Source organism: Chryseobacterium sp. 22532 (genome assembly GCF_052044665.1).
In the GTDB taxonomy this organism is placed as follows: Bacteria; Bacteroidota; Bacteroidia; order Flavobacteriales; family Weeksellaceae; genus Chryseobacterium; species Chryseobacterium lathyri.
Genome location: NZ_JBQENJ010000002.1, coordinates 685179 through 707893, shown reverse-complemented (window position 1 = coordinate 707893; position 22715 = coordinate 685179). Strand labels below are relative to the sequence as shown.

The 22715-nt window shown below is 38.5% G+C and carries 19 protein-coding genes; 12 read left to right on the top strand and 7 right to left on the bottom strand.

Going from position 1 to position 22715, the window contains the following annotated elements:
* The first annotated feature begins 1 nt into the window (after position 1).
* Positions 2–982, top strand: a complete 981-nt coding sequence (locus ACTJIV_RS07415; protein WP_440626590.1) for a glycosyltransferase family 2 protein — start codon at positions 2–4, stop codon at positions 980–982.
* Positions 983–1160: 178 nt separating this feature from the next.
* The gene (locus ACTJIV_RS07410) at positions 1161–1715 is read left to right on the top strand and encodes a 3'-5' exonuclease (protein WP_440626588.1); all 555 of its coding nucleotides are present in this window, start codon (positions 1161–1163) and stop codon (positions 1713–1715) included.
* 76 nt (positions 1716–1791) lie between these two features.
* Here the strand turns inward: ACTJIV_RS07410 and apaG are convergent, their stop codons facing one another.
* The 4 genes from apaG to ACTJIV_RS07390 all read right to left on the bottom strand — a co-directional run bounded on the left by apaG (position 1792) and on the right by ACTJIV_RS07390 (position 7538).
* Positions 1792–2181 carry a Co2+/Mg2+ efflux protein ApaG gene (apaG, locus tag ACTJIV_RS07405; RefSeq protein WP_111958133.1) on the bottom strand — a complete coding sequence of 130 codons (390 nt, stop codon included), beginning with the start codon at positions 2179–2181 and terminating at the stop codon, positions 1792–1794.
* A gap of 77 nt (positions 2182–2258) precedes the next feature.
* A complete protein-coding gene (odhB, locus tag ACTJIV_RS07400) occupies positions 2259–3515 on the bottom strand; it encodes a 2-oxoglutarate dehydrogenase complex dihydrolipoyllysine-residue succinyltransferase (RefSeq protein WP_111958135.1) in 1257 nt (418 codons plus the stop codon).
* Between the two features lie 41 nt (positions 3516–3556).
* Entirely contained in the window at positions 3557–6373 is a 2817-nt protein-coding gene (locus ACTJIV_RS07395) for a 2-oxoglutarate dehydrogenase E1 component (protein WP_111958137.1), read from the bottom strand.
* Positions 6374–6497: 124 nt separating this feature from the next.
* Entirely contained in the window at positions 6498–7538 is a 1041-nt protein-coding gene (locus tag ACTJIV_RS07390; protein WP_111958139.1) for an SRPBCC domain-containing protein, read from the bottom strand.
* Between the two features lie 241 nt (positions 7539–7779).
* Here ACTJIV_RS07390 and ACTJIV_RS07385 point away from each other — a divergent pair, with 241 nt between their 5' ends.
* The gene (locus ACTJIV_RS07385) at positions 7780–7935 is read left to right on the top strand and encodes a hypothetical protein (RefSeq protein ID WP_440626586.1); all 156 of its coding nucleotides are present in this window, start codon (positions 7780–7782) and stop codon (positions 7933–7935) included.
* A 24-nt stretch (positions 7936–7959) separates the two neighbouring features.
* On the opposite strand, the gene ACTJIV_RS07380 is transcribed toward ACTJIV_RS07385, so the two are convergent.
* From ACTJIV_RS07380 to glgB, 3 genes are all read right to left on the bottom strand, one after another.
* Complete coding sequence (locus ACTJIV_RS07380) at positions 7960–9228, bottom strand: glucose-1-phosphate adenylyltransferase (RefSeq protein ID WP_111958143.1); 1269 nt, start codon at positions 9226–9228, stop codon at positions 7960–7962.
* A 114-nt stretch (positions 9229–9342) separates the two neighbouring features.
* Positions 9343–10749 (bottom strand): glycogen synthase, encoded by a 1407-nt coding sequence (locus ACTJIV_RS07375; RefSeq protein WP_440626584.1) that lies wholly within the window; start codon positions 10747–10749, stop codon positions 9343–9345.
* 57 nt (positions 10750–10806) lie between these two features.
* The gene (glgB, locus tag ACTJIV_RS07370) at positions 10807–12756 is read right to left on the bottom strand and encodes a 1,4-alpha-glucan branching protein GlgB (RefSeq protein WP_440626582.1); all 1950 of its coding nucleotides are present in this window, start codon (positions 12754–12756) and stop codon (positions 10807–10809) included.
* A gap of 203 nt (positions 12757–12959) precedes the next feature.
* On the opposite strand from glgB, the gene ACTJIV_RS07365 reads away from it, so the two are divergent.
* The 9 genes from ACTJIV_RS07365 to ACTJIV_RS07325 all read left to right on the top strand — a co-directional run bounded on the left by ACTJIV_RS07365 (position 12960) and on the right by ACTJIV_RS07325 (position 22642).
* Positions 12960–14081: an alpha/beta hydrolase-fold protein gene (locus tag ACTJIV_RS07365; RefSeq protein WP_440626580.1), complete on the top strand. Its 1122-nt coding sequence runs from the start codon at positions 12960–12962 to the stop codon at positions 14079–14081.
* Positions 14082–14085: 4 nt separating this feature from the next.
* Positions 14086–15501 carry a leucyl aminopeptidase family protein gene (locus ACTJIV_RS07360; RefSeq protein ID WP_440626578.1) on the top strand — a complete coding sequence of 472 codons (1416 nt, stop codon included), beginning with the start codon at positions 14086–14088 and terminating at the stop codon, positions 15499–15501.
* Between the two features lie 140 nt (positions 15502–15641).
* Positions 15642–16853 carry an ATP-grasp domain-containing protein gene (locus ACTJIV_RS07355; RefSeq protein ID WP_336378632.1) on the top strand — a complete coding sequence of 404 codons (1212 nt, stop codon included), beginning with the start codon at positions 15642–15644 and terminating at the stop codon, positions 16851–16853.
* A 29-nt stretch (positions 16854–16882) separates the two neighbouring features.
* Complete coding sequence (locus ACTJIV_RS07350; protein ID WP_111958155.1) at positions 16883–17596, top strand: alpha/beta hydrolase-fold protein; 714 nt, start codon at positions 16883–16885, stop codon at positions 17594–17596.
* A gap of 58 nt (positions 17597–17654) precedes the next feature.
* Entirely contained in the window at positions 17655–18608 is a 954-nt protein-coding gene (locus tag ACTJIV_RS07345; protein ID WP_111958157.1) for an ATP-grasp domain-containing protein, read from the top strand.
* A 32-nt stretch (positions 18609–18640) separates the two neighbouring features.
* Positions 18641–19759, top strand: a complete 1119-nt coding sequence (locus ACTJIV_RS07340) for a carboxylate-amine ligase (protein ID WP_111958159.1) — start codon at positions 18641–18643, stop codon at positions 19757–19759.
* Between the two features lie 35 nt (positions 19760–19794).
* Positions 19795–20628 (top strand): type 1 glutamine amidotransferase, encoded by an 834-nt coding sequence (locus ACTJIV_RS07335; protein WP_111958161.1) that lies wholly within the window; start codon positions 19795–19797, stop codon positions 20626–20628.
* A 182-nt stretch (positions 20629–20810) separates the two neighbouring features.
* Positions 20811–21995 carry a hypothetical protein gene (locus ACTJIV_RS07330; RefSeq protein WP_440626575.1) on the top strand — a complete coding sequence of 395 codons (1185 nt, stop codon included), beginning with the start codon at positions 20811–20813 and terminating at the stop codon, positions 21993–21995.
* A gap of 146 nt (positions 21996–22141) precedes the next feature.
* Positions 22142–22642 (top strand): MepB family protein, encoded by a 501-nt coding sequence (locus ACTJIV_RS07325; protein WP_440626573.1) that lies wholly within the window; start codon positions 22142–22144, stop codon positions 22640–22642.
* Positions 22643–22715 lie beyond the last annotated feature (73 nt).

Sequence of the window (22715 nt, the reverse complement as noted above, 5' to 3'; positions counted from 1 at the left end):
GATGCCTAAAAATTTAGCAGTTGTTATTTTAAACTGGAACGGTAAAAACTGGCTTGAAAAATTTCTTCCCAGTGTTGTTGGTTTTTCCCAGGATGCAGATATTTATGTGATAGACAACCTTTCTACCGATGATTCTATAGAATTTGTACAGACTCATTTTCCTATCGTAAAAATCGTTAAAAACAATCAGAATTATGGTTTTGCAGGGGGGTATAATGAAGGTTTAAAGGAAATAAAAAACGAATATTATTGCCTTCTCAATTCTGATGTGGAGGTTACCGAAAACTGGATCAATCCTGCCTTGAATCTGCTCGAAAAAAATCCTTCTATCTCAGCCGTACAGCCTAAAATTTTATCTTTCAACAATAAAAAGCAGTTTGAATTTGCCGGGGCTGCCGGAGGCCTTATTGACAATCTGGGCTACCCTTACTGCCGGGGACGTGTATTTGACGACCTTGAAGAGGATAACGGCCAGTATGATGATGAAACAGAGATATTCTGGGCTTCAGGATGTTGCTTTTTTATTCGTTCAAAAGATTTTTGGGAGCAAAATGGTTTCGATGAAAGGTTTTTTGCTCACCAGGAAGAGATTGATCTTTGCTGGAGACTGATTAATTCCGGGAAGAAGATCTTTTATACGGGAAAATCAAAAGTATACCATGTAGGGGGCGGAACCCTGAATAAGCAAAGTGCACAAAAGACTTATTTAAACATCAGAAACAATCTTTCTATGATGTTGAAAAATCTGCCGTTTCCTAAACTGATAGGGCTCATATTTTTCAGGCTGTGCTTAGACGGAATTGCAGGAATTTATTTCGGACTCAAGAATGGATTTCCACACCTTTGGGCTGTGGTAAGGGCTCATTTCGGATTTTATGGGCAACTTCCAGGAACATGGAAACTTCGTCAAAGGCATCAGAAAAATATATTCTACCAGTCAAAGTGGCTGATCTTCAGACATTTTTTAGGTGGAAGGAAGTAGGTTTTAGGGATTAGGGATTAGGGATTAGGAAAATAAAGTACAATATCTGACGCTTAAAGGAGTATAGTATTTTACCGGAAAAATTCTTAACTTCAAAAAACTTTAAACCTTGAATATTAAATAAAACCAGCATCTAACCAATCAGCAACACATAATTCTTAACTCATCACTCAAAAAAATGGATTTCTGCGCAATAGATTTTGAAACAGCCACTCACGAAAAAAGTTCAGCGTGTGAAATGGGCATATGTGTTGTTCAGAATTCCAAAATCGTAGAAACGAAAACCTGGCTGATCAAACCGCCCAGTTTCCCTTATTTCAGCAGATTTAATATTGGTGTTCACGGGATAACTCCGGAAGATGTGCAGGATGCTCCTACTTTTGATGAGATCTGGTATGAAGCTGAAGAAATGATGTATGGCACCCTGATGATCGCCCATAATGCAAGCTTTGATGCAGGGGTTTTAAGGGGTTGTTTCGAGCATTACGGCATGTTTACCCCAAAACTGAATTACCTTTGCAGCATTCAGCTGGCTAAAAAATCATGGAATTATCTTCCGAAATACGGTCTGAAACATCTGGCGGATCATCATCAGATCAACCTTAACCATCACCGGGCCGGGGACGATGCGGAAGCCTGTGCAAAAATTGCCCTGCTGGCTTTTGAAAAATTAATTATTACTGAAAATGAAGAAATACACGAGTCTTTTCTAAAGTATATTAAAAAATTATAGCCTAAAAAGCCTCTACTTCCGACTGCTATTCACAATCATTATTTTATTTCCTACAACCACCTCAAAAGGAATACTCCTAATTGCTTAACACTTCAGAGAGCAGGTTGAATTTTGGAATCTCAATTTCAAAAGTTTCCTGGGTATCCATGTTTTTAACAAGGTATTTTCCGCTCATATTTCCTACTCCGGACCGAAGCATCACATTGGAGAAATAAGCAAAATTTTCGCTTACAGGAATCTCTGGTGTCAATCCTATTACACCATCTCCTGTAATCTCAGTGTATCCAAAGCCTACATCGAAGATCAGCCATTTTCTTTTCAGTACTTTAATCGGAAAGCTGCCGTCATTTTCTATCGTAATATTATACTTGAAGACGTAACGGTTTTCAGATGGATAACTGTTTTTACTATCATATTCAGGTATTACTGAAACTTTGATATTGGAAGTCATTTTTGAGAACATCATCTTAGTATTTCTTTAACAGATACAAAAATCTCGCCTTTTTAGGGCGAGATTGTGTTAATATTAAAATTTCTTAAAATTTATAATCCAAGACCTTTTCTTTCGTCACCTCCCATTAGTATTTCAACTGGGTTGTCGATACCTTCTTTTACCGCTACAAGGAATCCTACAGATTCTTTTCCGTCGATAATTCTGTGATCATAAGACATTGCCACATACATCATTGGTCTGATCACTACCTGTCCGTCAACCGCTACCGGTCTTTGGATAATGTTGTGCATTCCAAGGATAGCAGACTGCGGAGGGTTGATGATTGGTGTAGACATCATAGATCCGAAAGTACCACCGTTTGTAATAGTGAATGTACCTCCAGTCATTTCATCAACTGTAATTTTACCGTCTCTTACTTTAGTTGCAAGATCTTTGATATTGGCTTCAACTCCAGCGAAAGACATGTTTTCGGCGTTTCTCAATACCGGAACCATTAATCCTTTAGGACCTGAAACCGCGATTGAGATATCGCAGAAATCATAGTTGATCTTGTAATCTCCGTCGATAGATGCATTTACATCCGGATACATCTGTAATGCTCTTGTCACCGCTTTTGTAAAGAAAGACATAAAGCCTAGTCCTACTCCATGTTTCTGAGCAAATTCTTCTTTATATAGTTTTCTTAGTCTGAAGATTTCAGACATGTCAACTTCATTGAAAGTTGTCAACATGGCTGTTTCGTTCTTTACAGAAACTAATCTTGAAGCGATTTTTCTTCTTAGAACTGAAAGTTTAGTCGTCGTTGTAGTACGAGCTCCTGTTGCCGTAGAAGGGCTTCCTCCTAAAGCAGGAACAGCAGCTAATTCTGCATCAGTCTTAGTGATTCTTCCGTCTCTTCCGCTTCCTGAAACCTGTCCAGCCTCAATACCTTTCTCATCAAGAATCTTTTTAGCTGCAGGAGACGGAGCTCCTGTTGCATACGTTTGTGGAGCCGGTGCCGGAGCAGCTGGTTTTGGAGCTTCCTGTTTAGCTGGTTCAGCAGCTTTTGGAGCTTCTTCCTGTTTTGGAGCTTCTGCAGCCGGTGCGCTTGCGCCTTCAGGTTTTGCAGCATCCATATCAATTAAACAAACTACCTGGCCAACCTGTACTACATCACCCTCTTCTGCTTTTAACGTGATTACACCGCTTTGTTCTGCAGGCAATTCAAGAGTTGCTTTATCTGAGTCTACTTCTGCGATTGGCTGATCTTTTTCTACATAATCACCATCTTTCACAAGCCAAGTTGCAATTTCAACTTCTGTAATGGATTCTCCCGGTGAAGGAACTTTCATTTCTAAAACTGACATATTGAGTATTTTTTATTTTTTTAATTGGGTATTATTCTTAATTACGCTGTAACGGGTCTTTTTGCTGGAGCATCATCTCTGTCGAAAACTCTGTTGATCACTGCATTCTGGTTTTTCTCAAACATTTTGTGGCTTCCCGGAGCTGGAGCACCGCTTGGTACCGGAGCTACTACCTGGATTCCTGTGTCTCTGAAGTTTCTCAGGATATAAGACCACGCTCCCATGTTTTCTGGTTCTTCCTGAGCCCAAACCAATTGTGTTCTGTTACTATACTTGCTGAAGATCGTTTCTAATGCATCTGCCTGAAGCGGATACAGCTGCTCCAATCTTACCAGTGCAATATTTTCACAGTTAAGCTCTTCTTTCTTCGCTAATAATTCGAAGTATAATTTACCTGAACACAATACTAATTTTTCTACTTTTTTAGGGTCTGCTGTAGGATCGTCCAAAATCGGCTGGAATGAACCGTTTGCAAAATCTTCCAGTGGAGAAACCACTTTCGGATGTCTCAACAGAGATTTAGGGCTCATTACGATCAACGGCTTTCTGAATGTCCATTTAAGCTGTCTTCTTAATAAGTGGAAGTAGTTAGCAGGTGAAGTGATATTGGCTACCACCATATTTTCGTTCGCACAAAGCGTTAAGAATCTTTCTAATCTTGCTGAAGAGTGTTCTGCACCCTGACCTTCTGAACCGTGAGGTAGTAACATTACCAATCCGTCCTGAATCTTCCATTTTTCCTCTGCAGCAGCCAGATACTGGTCAACGATGATCTGAGCACCGTTCACAAAGTCTCCGAACTGAGCTTCCCAGATCGTCAGTGTATTAGGAGAAGCCATTGCATATCCGTAGTCGAAACCTAAGACTCCGTATTCTGAAAGGTGAGAGTTGAATACATCAAATCTGCTTTCTGATACATGTCTTAATGGGATATATTCTTCTTCTGTATCTTCAGTTTTCACCACCGCATGTCTGTGGGAGAATGTTCCTCTCTCTACATCTTCTCCGGAAATTCTCACATTATGCCCTTCCACAAGAAGTGTTGCATAGGCCAACCATTCTCCAAGAGCCCAGTCTAATGAATTTCCTTCGATAGCCTTAACACGGTTATCAAACAGTCTTGTAATTTTATTGATGAACTTTTTATCAGCAGGAAGAGATGACATTTTAATCGCCAGCTCTTTAAGTTTAGCCAGGTCATATTTTGTATCTACAGGAATCTGAACTGCCCCTCTTTTTCCGATTGGATAATTGGTCCAGTCTTCTGCCATGAAAAGATCCATTGCATTTTTTTCGATCTCTTTGGAAGCATCAAAGTCTTTATCTAAAAGTGCTTTGAAATCTGATTCCATTTTTGCAATAAGATCATTGGATGTAATGCTGTCCTTAAGTAATTTATCTTTATAAATTTCTCTTGGATTAGGATGTTTAGAAATTAGTTTATACAAATTAGGCTGTGTGAATCTAGGTTCATCACCTTCATTGTGTCCATATTTTCTGTATCCTAATAAATCGATATAAACGTCTTTACCAAATTTCGCTCTAAAATCTGCTGCAAAATGCATGGCATGAACTACCGCTTCAGCATCATCTGCATTAACGTGCATTACAGGTGATTCTGTGACTTTTGCAATGTCTGTACAGTATGTTGACGATCTGGCATCAGCATAGTTTGTGGTAAATGATACCTGGTTGTTGACAACGATATGAACAGTTCCTCCTGTTCTGTACCCCTCTAAGGTCATCATCTGAGCTACTTCATAAGCAATCCCCTGACCTGCAATAGCACCGTCACCGTGGATTACGATAGGAAGAATTTTGGAACCGTCTCCTTTGTATTTGTCATCTATTTTCGCACGGCAGATTCCTTCTACAAGAGCTGCTACGGTTTCAAGGTGAGACGGGTTCGGGGTAAGGTTGATGGCCACTTCTTCTCCGGAAGCGGTTTTCACTTTTTTAGATGATCCTAAGTGATACTTAACGTCCCCTGAGAATACATCCTCTTCAAATTCTTTTCCTTCAAATTCTGAGAAGATTTGCTTATAAGATTTTCCGAAAATGTTTGATAAAACATTCAGTCTTCCTCTGTGGGCCATTCCTAATACCACTTCATCCACTCCAAGTTGAGAAGATCGTGAGATCAGCTGATCCAATGCAGGAATTAATGTTTCGCCTCCTTCCAGAGAGAATCTTTTCTGTCCTACAAATTTTGTGTGAAGATAGTTTTCAAAAGCTACTGCCTGATTCAATTTTAATAAAATCTCAGTTTTCTCATTGGCAGAAAGGCTTGGGTGGTTTTCGTTCACCTGAAGCCATTTTTTAATGAAATCTTTTTCTTCAACGTTGTTGATATACGTATACTCTACCCCGATAGAATCGCAGTAGATATTTTCCAAATGCTTGATCAGGTCCTGTAATGTAGCAGGCTCTTTCATTCCTGTTTCAACAGCACAGTTGAATTTTGTGTTTAAATCCTCCTTGCTCAAACCGAAGTTCTCGATGTCTAAAGTAGGCGTATAATGTCTTCTTTCTCTGACAGGATTTGTTTTTGTGAACAGGTGCCCTCTTGTTCTGTAAGCCTCGATAAGGTTTACTACCTTGAACTCTTTTTTGATGTGCTCAGGAACTTCTCCGCCGGCTACTGCCTGAGAGATCTGCTGTACTGCCGGAGCAGCATTGGCCGGAGCCTGGATATATTGGATGTTATCGTCATCTCCATAGTTCTCCAAAGCAAAATCAAAGCCTTGAAAAAAGGCTTTCCATGATGGCTCTAAAGAATCCGGGAATTTTAAGTACTGTTGGTATAAATCCTCAATTAACTGAGAATGAGCTGCGTTTAGGAATGAAAATCTGTCCATTATTACAGTTTATCTATTATTAAAATTTATTTGTAGAATTAATCTTCAAATTTAATAAAAAAAACCGAGTTAAGACAGCCTGAAACCGTTAAAAAAAATTAAGAAAAAAATAATCGGAAAAAAATCACTTAAACACTGATAATGAGAGCTTAATATTCACCTCCTGCCCTTCAATCGGACGTTCAATAAAGGTCTGCCGGATATCTCCGAAGCGCATCTCGTCTTTTTTAGCCTTCTGAATCAGCTGCTGAACCGCCCGTATTCTGCCCTCGTAGCTTCCTTTGTAGTACATCACATAATTTTGAGAAGGATTTACAGTCCGGAAATTGAAATTATTATCCGGAACTCCTATCTTTTTGGAAAGAGGAATTCCCAGGAAATAAGAAACTTCTTTGTCTTTGTAATTATCGGCATCGGTAATCAGTACCGGGAAGCCAAATTCATCGTCTTTTTTACCGAGATCCATTGTGACATAGTTATACACTTTGCTGTAATTCATAACGATGTTTTTATACAGTGCTTCTTTCTTATTGGACGCACTTACGTTGATGCCCAGCAACAGCTTATCTTCCTCGTTTTCCACCATGAGACTGTCATACTTGATGGAAGCCATCTGATTGTCTTTTTCCACTTTATTGCCCAAAACATTTTTCAGATTGACCATGCTTTTATTAATATTTTCGGCAAACCGGTCTTCTGTCCAGAAATTTTCCACTCTTCTGAATACGGAAAGTTTAGGCGTATGCACATACCAAGTAATCTTTGTTTTGTCCGCAGAAACAGGCTTGAACTGAACATCCACTACCGTTGGGCTTTCATTCCTGTCTTCAAAAAGCTGGTATCTCAAGCTTTTAGCAGGATTTTCATACCGGATGAACATTTCTCCGTCCGTATCATTTTTCGGATCTACATAGCTTATTGCACTTCCCTGACCTTCATAAGGGGTATAATAATCGATATCAATTGATGGTGAACTTGTAAAAAAATTGTTCCAGCGGGTAAAATGCTGGAGATTATTAAACTGGGAAAAGACTTTATCTATGGGATAATCGACTTCTTTTTCTATCTTAAAATCCTTGTTTTCGTCCACGAAAAAATACATGGAAGCAGCATAGGCTCCTACCACAAGAACAAGAATTACGGCTATTATTTTAAAAAAACGCATCACGCAAAAGTAAGACAAATAAAAAAAGTAACCAATATCTCAGTTATTTTGAAAAATTTATTTCTAAAATAAGCCACATTATAAAAGTGAATTATTCAATTCTTATTTTTGAAAAAACTGCATTATAATTGGAAATTTCAATTATTAATTTATTATTTTATAAAAATAACTCCACTTTTAAATATTAAAATAACGGTATATTTTTTGATGCGTGAAAAAGCCTAAAATTAAATATTTTTCTATGAAGAAGTTATTTGTATTTCCTTTGATTTTACTTTTTTCAACGGGTTTTTCTCAGTATTCAATTTCAGAAATTCCTGAAGACGGCTATCTTAATAAAAGAAGCTTATATATACAGAAAGAGGAGACATTATTGGGTCTCCTCTTTTATGTATAGCTAGTCAACTAACCATATCTTTCATTATCCGATATGGGTTCCCGAAGGAAGAACAGCTCCTTTTTTCACCACTACAATTCCATCCTGTACGGAATGGGTTCCGTAATCGCCATCCGGAATATGCTTTCCGCCGATAATTTTTACATTGTCGCCGATATAGCAGTTTTTATCAAGAATAGCCATTTCAATATAGCAGTATTTTCCTATTCCCATGTTCGGGTACCCGTTTCTGTCATTAAGCACAATTTCGGTAGTATTCTGGTAGAAATCGGCTCCCATTACGTAAGAATTGACAATCGTACTTCCTTTATCTATTCTGGTCCTGTTCCCAATCACTGAATTCTCAATCTTATCGGCCATTATAATACATCCATCCCCGAAAACAGCTTTGCTTACGTATGAACCGTTAATTTTGGACGGCGGCAGCATCCTTGCTCTTGTATAAATGGGTGAAGAGGAAAAAAGATTAAACTGCGGAAAGTCCTGACACAGATCCAGGTTGGCTTCGTAGAAAGATTCTATAGTTCCGATGTCTGTCCAGTAGCCTTCATACTGGTAGCTCAATGTTTTGTATTTTCCGATAGAATTTGGAATAATATCTTTTCCAAAATCATCCCCGGCTCCATCTTCAAACATTTTTTTCAGTATGGTTCTCGTGAAGATATAAATTCCCATCGAGGCCAGATATTCTTTTCCCTTACGCTTGTTTTCTTCTGAAACTTCAGATTTTAAGCCATCCAGAATATCATATTCCGGTTTTTCATAGAAAGATGTAATGTTTCCGTCGTCATCAGACTTTAAAATTCCGAATCCTGTGGCGTCTTTTGCCACCACGGGAATGGTAGCAATCGTCACATCACCTCCGTTTTTAATGTGAAAATCGAGCATTTCCCTGAAATCCATCTGATAAAGCTGGTCACCGGAAAGGATAAGAATATAGTCGTAATCATATTTTTCCAGATGCTTCATCGACTGGCGGACCGCATCTGCTGTTCCCTGGTACCAGCTATCGTTTTCCACGTTCTGCTCAGCAGCAAGAATATCTACAAATCCTTTGCTGAAAATGTCAAAGTGATAAGAATTCTTGATATGTGAATTTAAGGAAGCTGAATTGAACTGTGTTAAAACCAGAATCTTATTGAGTCCCGAATTCAGACAGTTGGAAATAGGAATATCTACCAGCCTGTATTTTCCTGCAATAGGAACTGCCGGTTTGGATCTTGAATATGTTAACGGGAATAATCTTGTCCCTCTGCCGCCTCCCAAAACAATGGAGATTACATTTCGTTTCATAGGTATCTTGCGTTTTATTGAATTAAATTTACTGTTTTTTCTTAGTATTTACCGCTACTCTAAAACACTCTTTAGATTATGATCAGCAAAAGAAATCCGGAAATTTTCGTGATATCAGTTATTATATAAAGCTATATATTTTTCCGCAGATTTCTCCCATGCAAAATCAAATTTCATGTTGGCATGGATAAGATCTTCCATAATTCCTTTTTGGTTATAAATTCCCAATGCCCTGTTCATGGCATGTACTATATCGTCTACTCCCGGATAGGTAAAATTTAATCCCGCTCCTCCGGTTGAAATATCTTCCACTGTATCTCTGAGGCCTCCGGTATATCTTACAACAGGAACTGTTCCGTACCTCATAGAATACATCTGGTTTAGCCCACATGGCTCCACGCGCGACGGCATCAGCAGAAAGTCCGCGGATGCATAGATCTTATGGGAAAGGTATTCTTTATACCCCAGATCCAGCGCAAAATTGGTATATGTGTATGCATATTCTTTAAGCTTATTTTCAATATAAGCATTTCCAGAGCCCAGGATCATAATATTCAGTGCACCATAACTCTGCTTAATGCTTTTCCAGACTACATCCGGCAGGAAATCCGCTCCTTTTTCGGTAGCAAATCTTCCTATAAAGGCAAACAGAGGAAGTTCCGGCTTCAAACCATATTCTTTGCAGAGCTTTTCTTTATTTTTCTTCTTTTGGGCTACCGCATTTTTAATATTAAAATTAAAATCCAGCATCGGATCGGTTTCAGGGTTCCATACTTCCGTATCAATCCCGTTGATGATCCCGTATGCTTTTCCGAACTCCTGGCGCACAAGACTTTCCAGTCCGCGGAAACTGATAAACAGTTCTTCAAGATAACCTTCAGAAACAGTTGTAAAAGCATCTCCACATTTGATCATGCTTGCCAGCGGGTTGATGAGTCCGTTCCAGTCCATTAACCCCCATTTGTAGGAATCAAAATGAGGCATATAATTTGCCATATTCCAGCTCATCATTCCCTGGTACTCTCCATTGTGGATGGTGCCGATAGTTTTTACACCCTTTAAAAATTCAAATTCAGGACAGTGCTGCGTCATAAAAGGGACTAACCCTGTATGATAATCGTGGCAATGCAATACATCCGGACGGATCTTCATAGCACTCAGCCAATGAAGCACCCCATGCTGAAAGGCTAAAAACTGGAAACTTTCATCCTGATATCCGTAAGGGTTTTCCCTATCTAAAAGTCCGGGAATTTTCACCATATACAATTCAAATCCCAAAGCATCTGTTTTCTCCTTCATGACCTGGACCTGAAGCATATTTTCTCCCTGATGAATAAAGCCATCAAAAACTATGTCAAACTCATGATCATGAACAAAAGATTTATTATACCAGGGCATAACAACCTTGGCTTCTATTCCCTTTATTTTGTTCTGGTATTTCGGCAGCGCTCCCACAACATCTGCAAGACCACCTACTTTTGCTACCGGATAACATTCTGTACTTAAATGATATATTACCATAATTTCACTGTCATTTATATTTCATCAAACCCTATTGTAGTCCTCAGCATCTAATGATTATTTCTTGTGTTGTTTTATTCTCTGTAATTTATATTTTTTATCTTTTTTCTGTCTTAAAACAATTCCTGCCATTGGTGGAAGTTTTACCGTGACAGATTTTGGATGCCTCATCCATTCTTCCTGCTTTTCACCCAGAATATCAGCATCTACACCGCTTCCGCCATATTTCTGGTCATCAGAGTTGAAAATAACCTCCCAATGAGTCCCTACATTAACTCCGATGGTATATTCTAAAACCTGTGGAACCATGTTGAGAACGACCATCAATACATCATCCCTTCTTTTGCCTTTTCTAAGATACACATAGACTGAATTCTCGAGATCATCCGCTTCCACCCACTCAAATCCGTTTTTATCAAATTGATTTTCATAAAAAGCAGTTTCGTTCCTATATAAATGATTTAGATCTTTGACTAAACTTTGCATTCCTTTATGAACCGGATACTGCAGCAGATGCCAATCAAGGCTTCTGGTAAAATTCCATTCACCGGTCTGGGCGAATTCGTCCCCCATAAAAAGAAGCTTGGCTCCCGGATGAGTGTACATATAGACATATAGGGTGCGGAGATTGGCAAATTTCTGCCATTCATCACCCGGCATTTTATAGATCAGGCTCGCTTTTCCGTGTACCACTTCATCATGTGACAGCGGCATCATATAATTTTCGTTATACATATACACGGATGCAAAAGTGATTTTATGATGGTGGTATTTCCTGTTTTCCGGAGCTTCTTTAAAATAATCCAGCGTATCATGCATCCATCCCATCATCCATTTCATTCCGAAGCCTACTCCACCATCATGAACAGGTTTTGTAAGCATAGGGAAATCCGAACTTTCCTCAGCTATCGTAACAATACTGTCTCCAAATTCTTTATAAACAGCCGTATTGAATTCCTGCAAAAAAGCTTTGGCTTCAAGATTTACATTTCCCCCTTCAATATTAGGCTCCCATTCTCCTTCGTTCCTTGAATAATCAAGATGAAGCATAGATGTGACTGCATCTACACGAAGTCCGTCTGCATGATAGCGTTCCAGCCAGAACATCGCATTCGAGATCAGGAAAGATTTCACTTCATTTCTGCCGTAATTGAAAATATAAGACTTCCAGTCAGGATGAAACCCTTTTCTGGGATCTTCATGTTCATAAAGGTAAGAGCCATCAAAACGGTGCAACCCGTTGGCATCTCCCGGAAAATGAGACGGTACCCAATCCAAAATAACCCCAATGTTATTTTTATGAAGCTCATTGATCAGAAACATCAGATCCTGCGGCGAACCGAAACGTGAGGTCGCTGCATAAAAGCCGGTAATCTGATATCCCCAGCTTGGATCGTACGGATACTCCATAACAGGCATGAATTCTATATGCGTAAAGCCCATTTCCTTTACATAAGGAACTAATTTCTCAGCAATATCACGGTAATTCAAATATTTATCCGGAGCATCACCTTGTCTTACCCAGGAACCTAAATGCAGCTCATACACAGATAGCGGCGCATTCAGACTGTTGCTTTTCCAGCGCTTTTCCATCCATTCCTCATCACTCCATTCGTACCAGGTTGTAGAAACCAGCGAGGCTGCCTGCAGATTTTGCTCCCAGCTTAAAGCAAAAGGATCACTTTTCTCCAGAATTTCACCTCTGGCAGTTTCTACAGCATATTTATATAACGTCCCCCAGGTAAGTCCGGAGATAAATCCTTCCCAGATTCCCGATCCGTCCCACCGCGGAAACAGAATATGATCTTTATGATTCCAGTTGTTGAAATTCCCTATAACGGAAACTTTTTTTGCATTAGGAGCCCAAACCGAGAAATAGACACCTTTTACACCCTCTTTTTCAACAGAATGTGCTCCAAATTTCCCATACAGCTTATAATGCCTGCCTTCTTTGAAAAGGTAGATATCATGATCTGTGAACAGCGTATAGGTTTTAACAGAATTCATCAAGATATAGTTATACTTTATTTTTCTTTGAAACTACGAAAATTCCCCACAATAACGATTAATAATTAATCAAATAATTATTATGTTAATTTCCCGATTTTGGGCACAAATATCAAATATATTATTTTTTATATTTATCTTTTTATGATTTTAAAACAATCTTTTTTATAAATTTAGCTTCAAAATTATATTAAACACATAGGATGAGGTTTGAACTTTATACTGAAGAAAGCGACAACAGAACGGTATACATCACCGGAAATTTCAACAATTGGAACCCAAGAGACTACAATTATCAGCTTAAACAGCTGGATCCGCACAATTATTTTATAGAGATTGACAACGAAATACTTCCGAATACCGTAGAATATAAATTCACAAAAGGAGGCTGGGAAAATGTGGAGCTCGATAAATACGGAAACATCACTCCAAACCGGAAAGCTGAAAAAACATCCGGGAAAACATCTGATATCATAGAAAAATGGAGGCTCAACTGGGGACCTTTTAAAAAGGAGTTTTTCCCGATTGCAGAAGTTATTTCGGAAGAATTCTATATTCCACAACTAGAACGGTACCGGAAAATCTGGGCGGTATTGCCTTACGACTATTATGTATCCGATAAAAGCTATCCCGTGCTTTATCTTCAGGATGCCCAAAATCTTTTCAACGAAGGAAGTGGGTACGGAAACTGGGAAATTGATAAAAAGCTTTCTATTTTAGCGGAATATGGACGTGGTGATGTTATTATCATTGCGATAGAACACGGCAGTGAAGAACGTATCAAGGAATATATCTTTGACAATGACAATATTGCGAACGGCTCGGAAGGAAAAAAATACATCCGTTTCATTACAGATACTTTAAAGCCTTTTGTGGATGAACACTACCGCACGAAAAAAGACCGTGACAATACAGGAATCGGGGGCAGCTCATTGGGCGCGCTGATCAGTATTTACAGCGGATTTCTTTATCCTGAGGTTTATTCTAAACTGTTGATCTTCTCCCCTTCACTTTGGGTGGAACCTAACAATAATTTTCCGATGATGAGCTTCAGGGTTCCTTTTAAAACCAAAATATACCTGTATGGGGGTGGTCAGGAAGGTTCCAAAATGGTAAAAAGAATCCATGTTTTTGAAGAATATTTAAAGCGTTGGGAAAAGAAGAATCTTTTTGACTTTGAATTCAGGACCAGCATCAATCCGGAAGGAACCCACAGTGAATTTTACTGGTCCCAGGAGTTTCCCAGAGCCATTGAGTGGCTGTTCTATGACAACACGGAAAATCCGGTAGAAGTAAAACCACAACAACAGAGCATTAAAAATTAAGCTTATGAAACTGATCAACAAAAAAAATAAAAAATACACACAGGTTTTTCACCTTTTCACAGAAGAAGAATGGAAAAAATCCAGCAAAAATTACAATAAAAACATCTCTTCTTTTTTCTCCGGAAAGAAATATGAGGTTTTCATTCATACTGATGAGGAAAGGATCATGTATCTAATCGGTTTGGGCAAATCCACGCTGCAGAATTTTGAGGTTCAGCAGGTAGCCGTTAAATTCTCCCAAACACAAAAAGACAAGCTTCAGGCTATTCCTAGTCTCGTTTTAGCAGATTTTCTGAATGAGAAACAGTTCGAAGAGTTCGTAAAAGGTTTACTTTTTGGAACATACAGCTATCCTTTTGATAAAAAGCATGCTTTCTGGAATCCAAAATTTGAGATCCATTTTGAAAATTTAAGCCAGAAAAAACTATATACAATCAGCTCAAAAGCTGAAGCGTTAGCCAACGGACAAACAACCTGTCAGGAATGGTTGAATAAGCCGGCTAATCTTAAGAAACCTGATATATTAAGTCTGTTTCTGAAAAATATGGCCAAGAAATATGACCTAAAATATACTGTATTCAATAGAAAAAAATGCGAAGAATTAGGCCTGGGCGCTTATCTGTCGGTTAACCAGGGAAGTGCTTATGATGCCGCTTTCACCATTATCGAATATAAAACTACCGTTAAAAATGCCAAAACATTTGGTTTGGTCGGGAAATGTGTCCTTTTTGATACAGGAGGTATTTCTCTGAAGAACCCGGACAATATGCATTACATGAAATCTGATATGGGAGGTGCCACGGCAGTTATCGGAACCCTGATCTATGCAGCAGAAATGAAGCTTCCGGTGAATATCGTTGCCGTACTTCCTATCACGGATAATGCCATTTCTGAAAAGGCTTTTCTTCCAAGCGACGTTATTACGGCCTACAACGGAAAAACCATTGAAGTACTCAATACGGATGCAGAAGGCAGAATGATTCTCGCTGACGGACTTTCTTATCTTGCCAGAAACTATAAAACGGATTTTCTGATTGACCTTGCTACCTTAACAGGAAGCTCTGTAAGAATGTTCGGCGATACCTGCGGAGCCATGTTCTCCAATCATGATGAGCTGAAAAGCCTTCTGGTAAAAACCGGAGACAATACCAACCAAAGAGTATGGAATCTTCCTTTATGGGATGTATGGAAAGATGATATACAGTCTGACGTTGCAGATCTGAAAAACATTTCTATGAAACCTATCGGTGATTGCATCATAGCCGCTAAATTTCTGGAGCAGTTTATTGAAAACCATCCTAAATGGGCACATCTGGATATTGCAGGAGTTGCTTTCGGAAGTACGGGATATTCAAAAGAAAAAGCAGCAACCGGCTTTGGAGTACAGCTGCTGGCCGATTTAATTGAAAATTATCACTAAAAATTAGTTTTTTTCAAAATTTCTCTGTATACTTGAGTGTGTATTTTCAAAAACGCAGTTTATTGTGATTTTTAACATTAATTAATCAATAAAAAATTGCTTTTATTTTTGATAATTTACTAAAAACTAAAAAACATTATATGGAGGAGAAAACAATAGTATGTATTTCGTGCTATTACAAGGGCTATGACTTCATGGACGAAATGAAGAAGCTCGGTAATAAAATTATCTTGATAACATCAGAAGGCCTTAAAGAAAAAAACTGGCCATGGCATGCTATTGATGAGGTATTTTATATGTCTGAATTAAAACCTTCTGTCTGGAATCTGGATCATCTGGTCCAGGGATTTTCACATCTCATGAAAACCAGGAAAGTAGATGCTGTAGTGGCCCTCGACGATTATGATGTGGAGAAGGCTGCATTGATCAGAGAAACATTCCGTATTCCGGGAATGGGACAGACTACACACCGCTATTTTAGGGATAAGCTGGCTATGCGCCAGAAAGCGAAAGATTCGGGTATCAATGTTCCGGAGTTTACAGCTGTTTTTAATAATGATGAAGTGAACAGCTTTGTAGAGAAAGTTCCGGCTCCCTGGGTATTAAAACCCCGCTCAGAAGCGTCAGCATCAGGGATTAAAAAATTTTCGTCCAAAGATGAGCTCTGGAACGAACTGAATGCCCTTGGTGAAGAGCGACATCTTTTTTTGCTGGAAAGTTTTAAACCCGGAGATGTCTATCATGTGGACAGTCTGACTTTTAATAAAGAAATTGTATTTACATCTGCTTCCAAATACCTTGCACCACCTATGCAGGTTTCTCATGAAGGTGGTGTATTCAGATCCAAAACCCTGGGAAGATATTCCGATGAATTTAAAGCCCTTGAAGAAGTCAATGCCAAAGTTCTTTCCAGTTTCGGATTAATGAACGGAGCTACCCATACTGAATTTATCCGTGGAAAAGCCGATGGAAAATGGTATTTCCTTGAAACATCCTCCAGAGTTGGAGGCGCACACATTCCTGATCTTGTTGAAGCCTCCAGTAATATTAATATCTGGCGGGAATGGGCCAAGATTGAAGATGCCCTTCTGCGTGGAAAAAGCTATCAGGCTTCGAAGCCTACAGGTTACTATTCAGGTCTCATTATTGCCCTGATCAAAGATAAAGAGCCTGATTACAGTGTTTTCAGCAGCGAGGAAGCTGTGAAGTTCCTTCCGATCGATCATCATGTAGGAATTGTTTACAAATCCAGCGATCCGGACATTATACAGCAAAGACTAGACAGTGCTGCCGAAAAAATCCAGGCGGAAATGCTGAATATTCTGCCGCCCAAAAGTAAACTGACAAGCTAAACACAATATATAATAAAAGAAACTGATCAATGCCGCATATAGAACATACAGATTATTATTCAAACATATTAGGAACAAGTCTTAAAGTGGAGGTTACAGGACATTACGGATATCCCATCGTTATGTTTCCAACTTCCCAGGGACAATACACCCAAAATCACGACTTTCATCTCAACGGAAGTATCAATTGGTTTATAGAACAGGGAAAAGTAAAGCTTTATAATATCCAGACGATTGACAGCTGGAGCTTTTATGATGAAAAAATTTCGCCTCAGAAAAGGATAAAGAATTATGAGCTGTATGTACAGTTTCTGATTCAGGAATTTATCCCCTATATCCAGAAAATTCATAAAACACACCGTGTTGCAGTGGCAGGAGCAAGTTTCGGAGGTTATCATGCCGCTAATTTTGCTTTCAGGTTTCCGGACGTGGTTTCCCATCTGTTCTGTCTTTCCGGAGCATTCAGCATCAGGAATTTCATGGACGGATATTCAGATGAACTCGTATATTTTAACTGCCCGAGAGAATTTGTAAAGAATGACGAGGCATGGAAATACAAACATATGCACATTGTACTGAGCACTTCTGACCAGGACATCTGCAGGGATAAAAATATTGAAATGGCAGAGATCTTAAGCTCGAAGGGAATCGATTTCTGGTACGATGAGAGAAAATGGATCAATCACGACTGGCCGTTATGGAGGATGGTATTTCCTACTTTTATAGGAACTTTTTTCTCATGAAACCGTACATTTAATAAGATAAAATAATAAAACATATACCAATTTAAAAACAGAAATTATGGCAAAAAAAGTGGGAATTCTATTCGGTATGGAAGACACATTTCCTTGGGCGTTTATCGACAAAGTGAATGAGCTGGGCGGCGGAGAAATCATTGCTGAAGCAGTAAATATCGATAAACTTGAGCAGGGAGCTGATTACGGCTATGCAGTCATTATCGACAGAATTTCGCAGGATGTTCCTTTTTACAGGGCTTATTTGAAAAATGCAGCACTTAACGGAACTTATGTAATCAATAATCCATTCTGGTGGAGCGCCGACGAAAAGTTCTTCAATAATGCGCTGATGACAAAACTTGGAATTCCGCTTCCTAAAACAGTACTCCTTCCTTCGCACGAAAGACCTACAGATACTTCGGAAACATCATTCAGAAACCTGAAATTCCCTCACGACTGGGAATATATTTTCAATTATGTAGGGTTTCCTGCCTATATGAAACCTCATGACGGCGGCGGATGGAAAAGTGTATACAGGGTGGAAAATCCTGAAGATCTATGGGAAAAATTAAGCGAAACAGAACAGCTTGTGATGATGGTACAGGAAGAAATTGTTTTCGATGATTATTACAGGGTTTACTGTCTGGGCAAAAAATATGTTCACATTATGCCTTACGAACCACGTAATCCACATCACTTAAGGTATGCCACGACACATCAGACCAAAGGAGAGGAACTTGAAAAACTGTTAAAAACAATTCATGATTACACTATTACCATGAATGAAGCTCTAGGCTACGACTTCAATACGGTAGAGTTTGCCATCAGAGACGGAATTCCATATGCGATAGATTTCTGCAATCCGGCTCCTGATGCAGATAAAAACTCGGTAGGTGAAGAAAACTTTGCATGGATTGTAGAGCATTCTGCTAAACTGGCCATTGAAAAAGCAAAAGAATATGTTCCTGGAAAACCTAACATCTCTTGGGGTACGTTTGTAAAAGACTCCGTAAAATAATCATTAAAAAAATAAAAAAACACGAAAAAAAAATGCATCAGTTTACTATAGGAATCGAGGAAGAATATCAGATCATTGATGTTGAGAGCAGAGACTTAATATCTCATGTTTCAAAGATCATTGAAGGGGGCAAAGCTGTTTTAAGTGAAAATCTAAAACATGAAATGCATGAATCAATGATCGAAATGGAAACCGGAATCTGCCAGAATATTAAGGAAGCCAGAACGGAACTAACTAACCTGAGAAGACATTTAATCAATACAGCTCATGAACAGGGACTTCGTGTTTCCGGAGGTGGAACCCATCCTTTTTCTAACTGGGAACATAACACCATCACCAACGGTGAGCGGTATAACAAGATCGTGGATGATATGGGAGATGTTGCCCGCGGAAATTTAATTTTCGGGCTCCATGTCCATATTGGGATCCCTAACCGTGAAGAAGGGGTAAGGATTCAGAATGTAATGCGTTATTTTCTTCCACACGTTTATGCACTTTCTACCAACTCACCTTTCTGGATCGGAAGAAATACAGGATTCAAGTCTTACAGACAGGAAATTTTTGTAAAATTCCCAAGAACCGGTATTCCCAGCTACTTCAATTCACTGGCTGAATTTGACAGCTATGTAGAACTTCTTGTAAAAACCGGAACTATAGATAATGCCAAGAAAATCTGGTGGGACCTGCGTGTCCACCCATTCTACCCTACCATTGAGTTCAGAATCTGTGACATGCCTTTAAGGATAGAGGAAACAGTTTGTATGGCTGCCATTATGCAAAGTTTAGTAGCAAAAATCTATAAACTTCACCAGCAAAATTTAAGTTTCAGAAGCTACAGAAGATTATTGCTAAACGAAAACAAATGGAGAGCATCTAAAAGCGGTATTGAAGCCCATCTGATTGATTTCGGAAAAGAAGAATCCGTTCCTTATCCACATCTGCTGAAAGAACTCCTGGAATTCATTGATGATGTAGTAGATGACCTGGACTGCAGAAAAGAGGTTGAATATGCCTGGACCATCCTGGAAAACGGAACAGGAGCCGACAGACAGCTTAAAGTATTTAATGAAACCGGAGATCTTACCAAAGTAGTAGATTATATGATCTCTGAAACGGAGTATGGCATAACACATGGCGAAACGGCTTCGTAATATTTTTGGTAACTTTGCAAAAAATATGAAGTAGTATGAAAGATATTCGAATCGCTCTGGTTGATATGAACAACAACCATGTCAATCAAGGCTTTAGAAATATTAAAGAGATTTCAGAAGCATTCCAACAAAGTTCTGAAGAAAATGTAACGATCAAAACATTTGATGTAAGGTTTAAGAATGAAATGCCCAACATTGAAGATTTTGACATCTTTATTTCTTCTGGCGGACCTGGAAACCCACACAGAGAAGGTTTGGAATGGGAGGACAAGTATGCCGCTTTTCTGGATGGTATTTTAAAGCATAATAAACATAATGAAGATAAAAAATATCTGTTCCTGATCTGTCATTCATTCCAATTGGCAAGTATTCACTGGAAGCTGGGAAATATCTGCAAAAGAAAATCTTATTCTTTCGGGGTAATGCCGGTTCATAAAACAGACGAAGGCAAGCAGGAGTTTTTGTTCAAAAATCTTCAGGATCCTTTTTATGCTGTAGATTCCAGAGCGTACCAGTTTATTGAGCCGGATATGGACCGTTTTGATGAGTTGGGAATGAAAATCACGGCTATCGAGAAATTCAGACCACATATTAACCTGGAAAGAGCTATAATGGCTGTACGTTTTTCAGATGAAATATTCGGAACGCAGTTTCATCCGGAAGCTGATCCCAAAGGCATGATAGAAAATCTGAAAGACGAAAAGAATAAAACAGCAATGATTGAGAACTTCGGCATGGAGAAATACCTTGAAACTGTAGACAGAATAGATGATGAAGACAAGATTATCCTTACCAGAAGCCAAATCCTTCCGAGATTCCTTCAGTCTGCAAAAAAAAACATTTTAAAGGAAAGTGAAGCTTTGGCTTAAGCTTATATAATAGATGCTTCGACTTTGCTCAGTATGGCAATGCTGAACAAATAACAGTCAGTATTAGAGATGTTATGCTGAGCGAAGTCGAAGCATTATTAATAAGATATGGCAATAACCATAACAGATTAAATCGGACAGAAATGTTCGATTTTTTAAAATAAAAACCACAAAGAAAAAATATGATCCCAAAATACAGAAAACAGTTCAACCAGGAATTTTCGCAGGAAAAATATGATCAGCTTAAAGAAAGCCTTGCCCAGAAAGGAAATATTGCACCGGCATTCAGAATTTCAGAAAGCCCGCTTTTTCTTACAAATGAATTTAAAGACAAACTTCTTGACGCAAGCGAAAGTATTATTGACCAGATAAAAGCACTTCCTGCCGAAGTGCTTTACAAGGCTGTTCCGGATAACTGCAGAGTGCCGAATGACACGCTTCAGCCTCACTTTTTTACCATTGATTTTGGGATCTGCCGAAGCGAAAACGGAAAAATAGAACCTCAACTCATAGAACTGCAGGCATTTCCTTCTTTATATGCTTTTCAAAAAGTATTTGAGGACACATTTTGTGAGGTTTACCCTTTTCTTTCTGAGATCAGAAATACAATGCCGCATTCTGAGTTCAAAAGTCATTTAAAAGAGCTGATTATAGGTGATGAGGACCCTGAAAATGTTATTCTCCTTGAAATATTTCCAGAGAAACAGAAAACAGCCATTGATTTTGCTCTAACAGAACAATTACTGGGAATAAAAACAGTTTGCCTGACTAAAGTAAAAAAAGAAGGCAGAAAGCTGTTTTATGAAAACAACGGAAAAACTGTTGAGATTAAAAGGATCTATAACCGTGTCATTTTTGATGAACTGGATAGAATTCCGGATCTGAAAACCGGGTTCGATTTCCGTGATGATATTGATGTTAAATGGATCACACACCCTAACTGGTTCTTTAAGATTTCAAAGTTTCTTCTTCCGATTCTGAAGCATCAATTCGTTCCGAAGAGCTATTTTCTTCACGAATTCCCCGAATCCGAAAGTCTGGATAATTTTGTATTGAAACCTTTATTTTCATTTGCAGGAAGCGGAGTGAATTTAAATCCTACGAAAGAAATTACTGAGGCTATTGAGGATAAGGAAAATTATATCTTACAAAGAAAAGTAACTTATGAACCAATTTTTGAAGATATCAACGGAGAGTTTTCAAAAGCTGAAATCAGATTGCTTTACATCTGGCACGAAAATGACGAACGTCCTATTCTACTGGAAAACTTGGGAAGAATGACTAAAGCTGCGATGGTAAATGTGGATTTTAACAAGAAGGATGCCATATGGATCGGGAGTTCTAATGCGTTTTTTGGAGAGGAGTAATTTGACAAATCAAAAAACAGGATAGTAAACAAAACCCAATTAATACAACAAATCCTTCTGCCTTCAGGAGGATTTGCTATTTTTGCAATGCTTAGTCTCTATGTTAGCTTACAGAAAAGCTTATGGAGCAATAAAAAATGATATTCATGAATCTTAAAAATGTCGATGAACTGATTTTTCAGCCGCTTGGACTGAAACTTTTAAATGTAGAAGAAGATATAGAAGCCCAAGAGTATTCAGGTTGCAGTTTAGGTCTAAACCAACTGAATATTAAATTCCGAACAGCAAAGATAACACCAACTAAAACAGGCCAGTTTGTGACTATCTGGAAACGTAATGAAAAGGGAGAAACAGCTCCGTTTGATTCCAATGATCTGTTTGATTTTTATTTAATTTCAGCTTCCACGGACAATGATAAAGGAATTTTCATATTTCCTAAAGAAGTTCTGATAGAAAAAGGAATTTTGTCCCATGATCAAAAGATTGGTAAAAGAGGAATCAGAGTATATCCAAACTGGGATCTCACGGAAAATAAGCAGGCAAAAGCCACTCAAAAATGGCAGGTAGAATACTTTCTTGATCTTTCACAGGATACGGAATCGTATCTTAAAAAAGCAAAACTACTATTTGATTTGAAAAATAGTTAATCTGTATATTTTTCTAACGCAAAATTTTGCACTAGCTATCTACATTTTAGAGTTGCAAAAAAGCTTCATCAGC

Coding starts and splice junctions, on each gene's coding strand:
- ACTJIV_RS07410 (WP_440626588.1), top strand. CDS start 1,161: ATGGATTTCTGCGCAATAGATTTTGAAACAGCCACTCACGAAAAAAGT.
- ACTJIV_RS07330 (WP_440626575.1), top strand. CDS start 20,811: ATGATCCCAAAATACAGAAAACAGTTCAACCAGGAATTTTCGCAGGAA.
- ACTJIV_RS07380 (WP_111958143.1), bottom strand. CDS start 9,228: ATGAAACGAAATGTAATCTCCATTGTTTTGGGAGGCGGCAGAGGGACA.
- odhB (WP_111958135.1), bottom strand. CDS start 3,515: ATGTCAGTTTTAGAAATGAAAGTTCCTTCACCGGGAGAATCCATTACA.
- ACTJIV_RS07415 (WP_440626590.1), top strand. CDS start 2: ATGCCTAAAAATTTAGCAGTTGTTATTTTAAACTGGAACGGTAAAAAC.
- ACTJIV_RS07335 (WP_111958161.1), top strand. CDS start 19,795: ATGAAAGATATTCGAATCGCTCTGGTTGATATGAACAACAACCATGTC.
- ACTJIV_RS07360 (WP_440626578.1), top strand. CDS start 14,086: ATGAAACTGATCAACAAAAAAAATAAAAAATACACACAGGTTTTTCAC.
- ACTJIV_RS07365 (WP_440626580.1), top strand. CDS start 12,960: ATGAGGTTTGAACTTTATACTGAAGAAAGCGACAACAGAACGGTATAC.
- ACTJIV_RS07350 (WP_111958155.1), top strand. CDS start 16,883: ATGCCGCATATAGAACATACAGATTATTATTCAAACATATTAGGAACA.
- ACTJIV_RS07390 (WP_111958139.1), bottom strand. CDS start 7,538: ATGCGTTTTTTTAAAATAATAGCCGTAATTCTTGTTCTTGTGGTAGGA.
- apaG (WP_111958133.1), bottom strand. CDS start 2,181: ATGATGTTCTCAAAAATGACTTCCAATATCAAAGTTTCAGTAATACCT.
- ACTJIV_RS07340 (WP_111958159.1), top strand. CDS start 18,641: ATGCATCAGTTTACTATAGGAATCGAGGAAGAATATCAGATCATTGAT.
- ACTJIV_RS07375 (WP_440626584.1), bottom strand. CDS start 10,749: ATGGTAATATATCATTTAAGTACAGAATGTTATCCGGTAGCAAAAGTA.
- ACTJIV_RS07345 (WP_111958157.1), top strand. CDS start 17,655: ATGGCAAAAAAAGTGGGAATTCTATTCGGTATGGAAGACACATTTCCT.
- glgB (WP_440626582.1), bottom strand. CDS start 12,756: ATGAATTCTGTTAAAACCTATACGCTGTTCACAGATCATGATATCTAC.
- ACTJIV_RS07395 (WP_111958137.1), bottom strand. CDS start 6,373: ATGGACAGATTTTCATTCCTAAACGCAGCTCATTCTCAGTTAATTGAG.
- ACTJIV_RS07325 (WP_440626573.1), top strand. CDS start 22,142: ATGAATCTTAAAAATGTCGATGAACTGATTTTTCAGCCGCTTGGACTG.
- ACTJIV_RS07355 (WP_336378632.1), top strand. CDS start 15,642: ATGGAGGAGAAAACAATAGTATGTATTTCGTGCTATTACAAGGGCTAT.
- ACTJIV_RS07385 (WP_440626586.1), top strand. CDS start 7,780: ATGAAGAAGTTATTTGTATTTCCTTTGATTTTACTTTTTTCAACGGGT.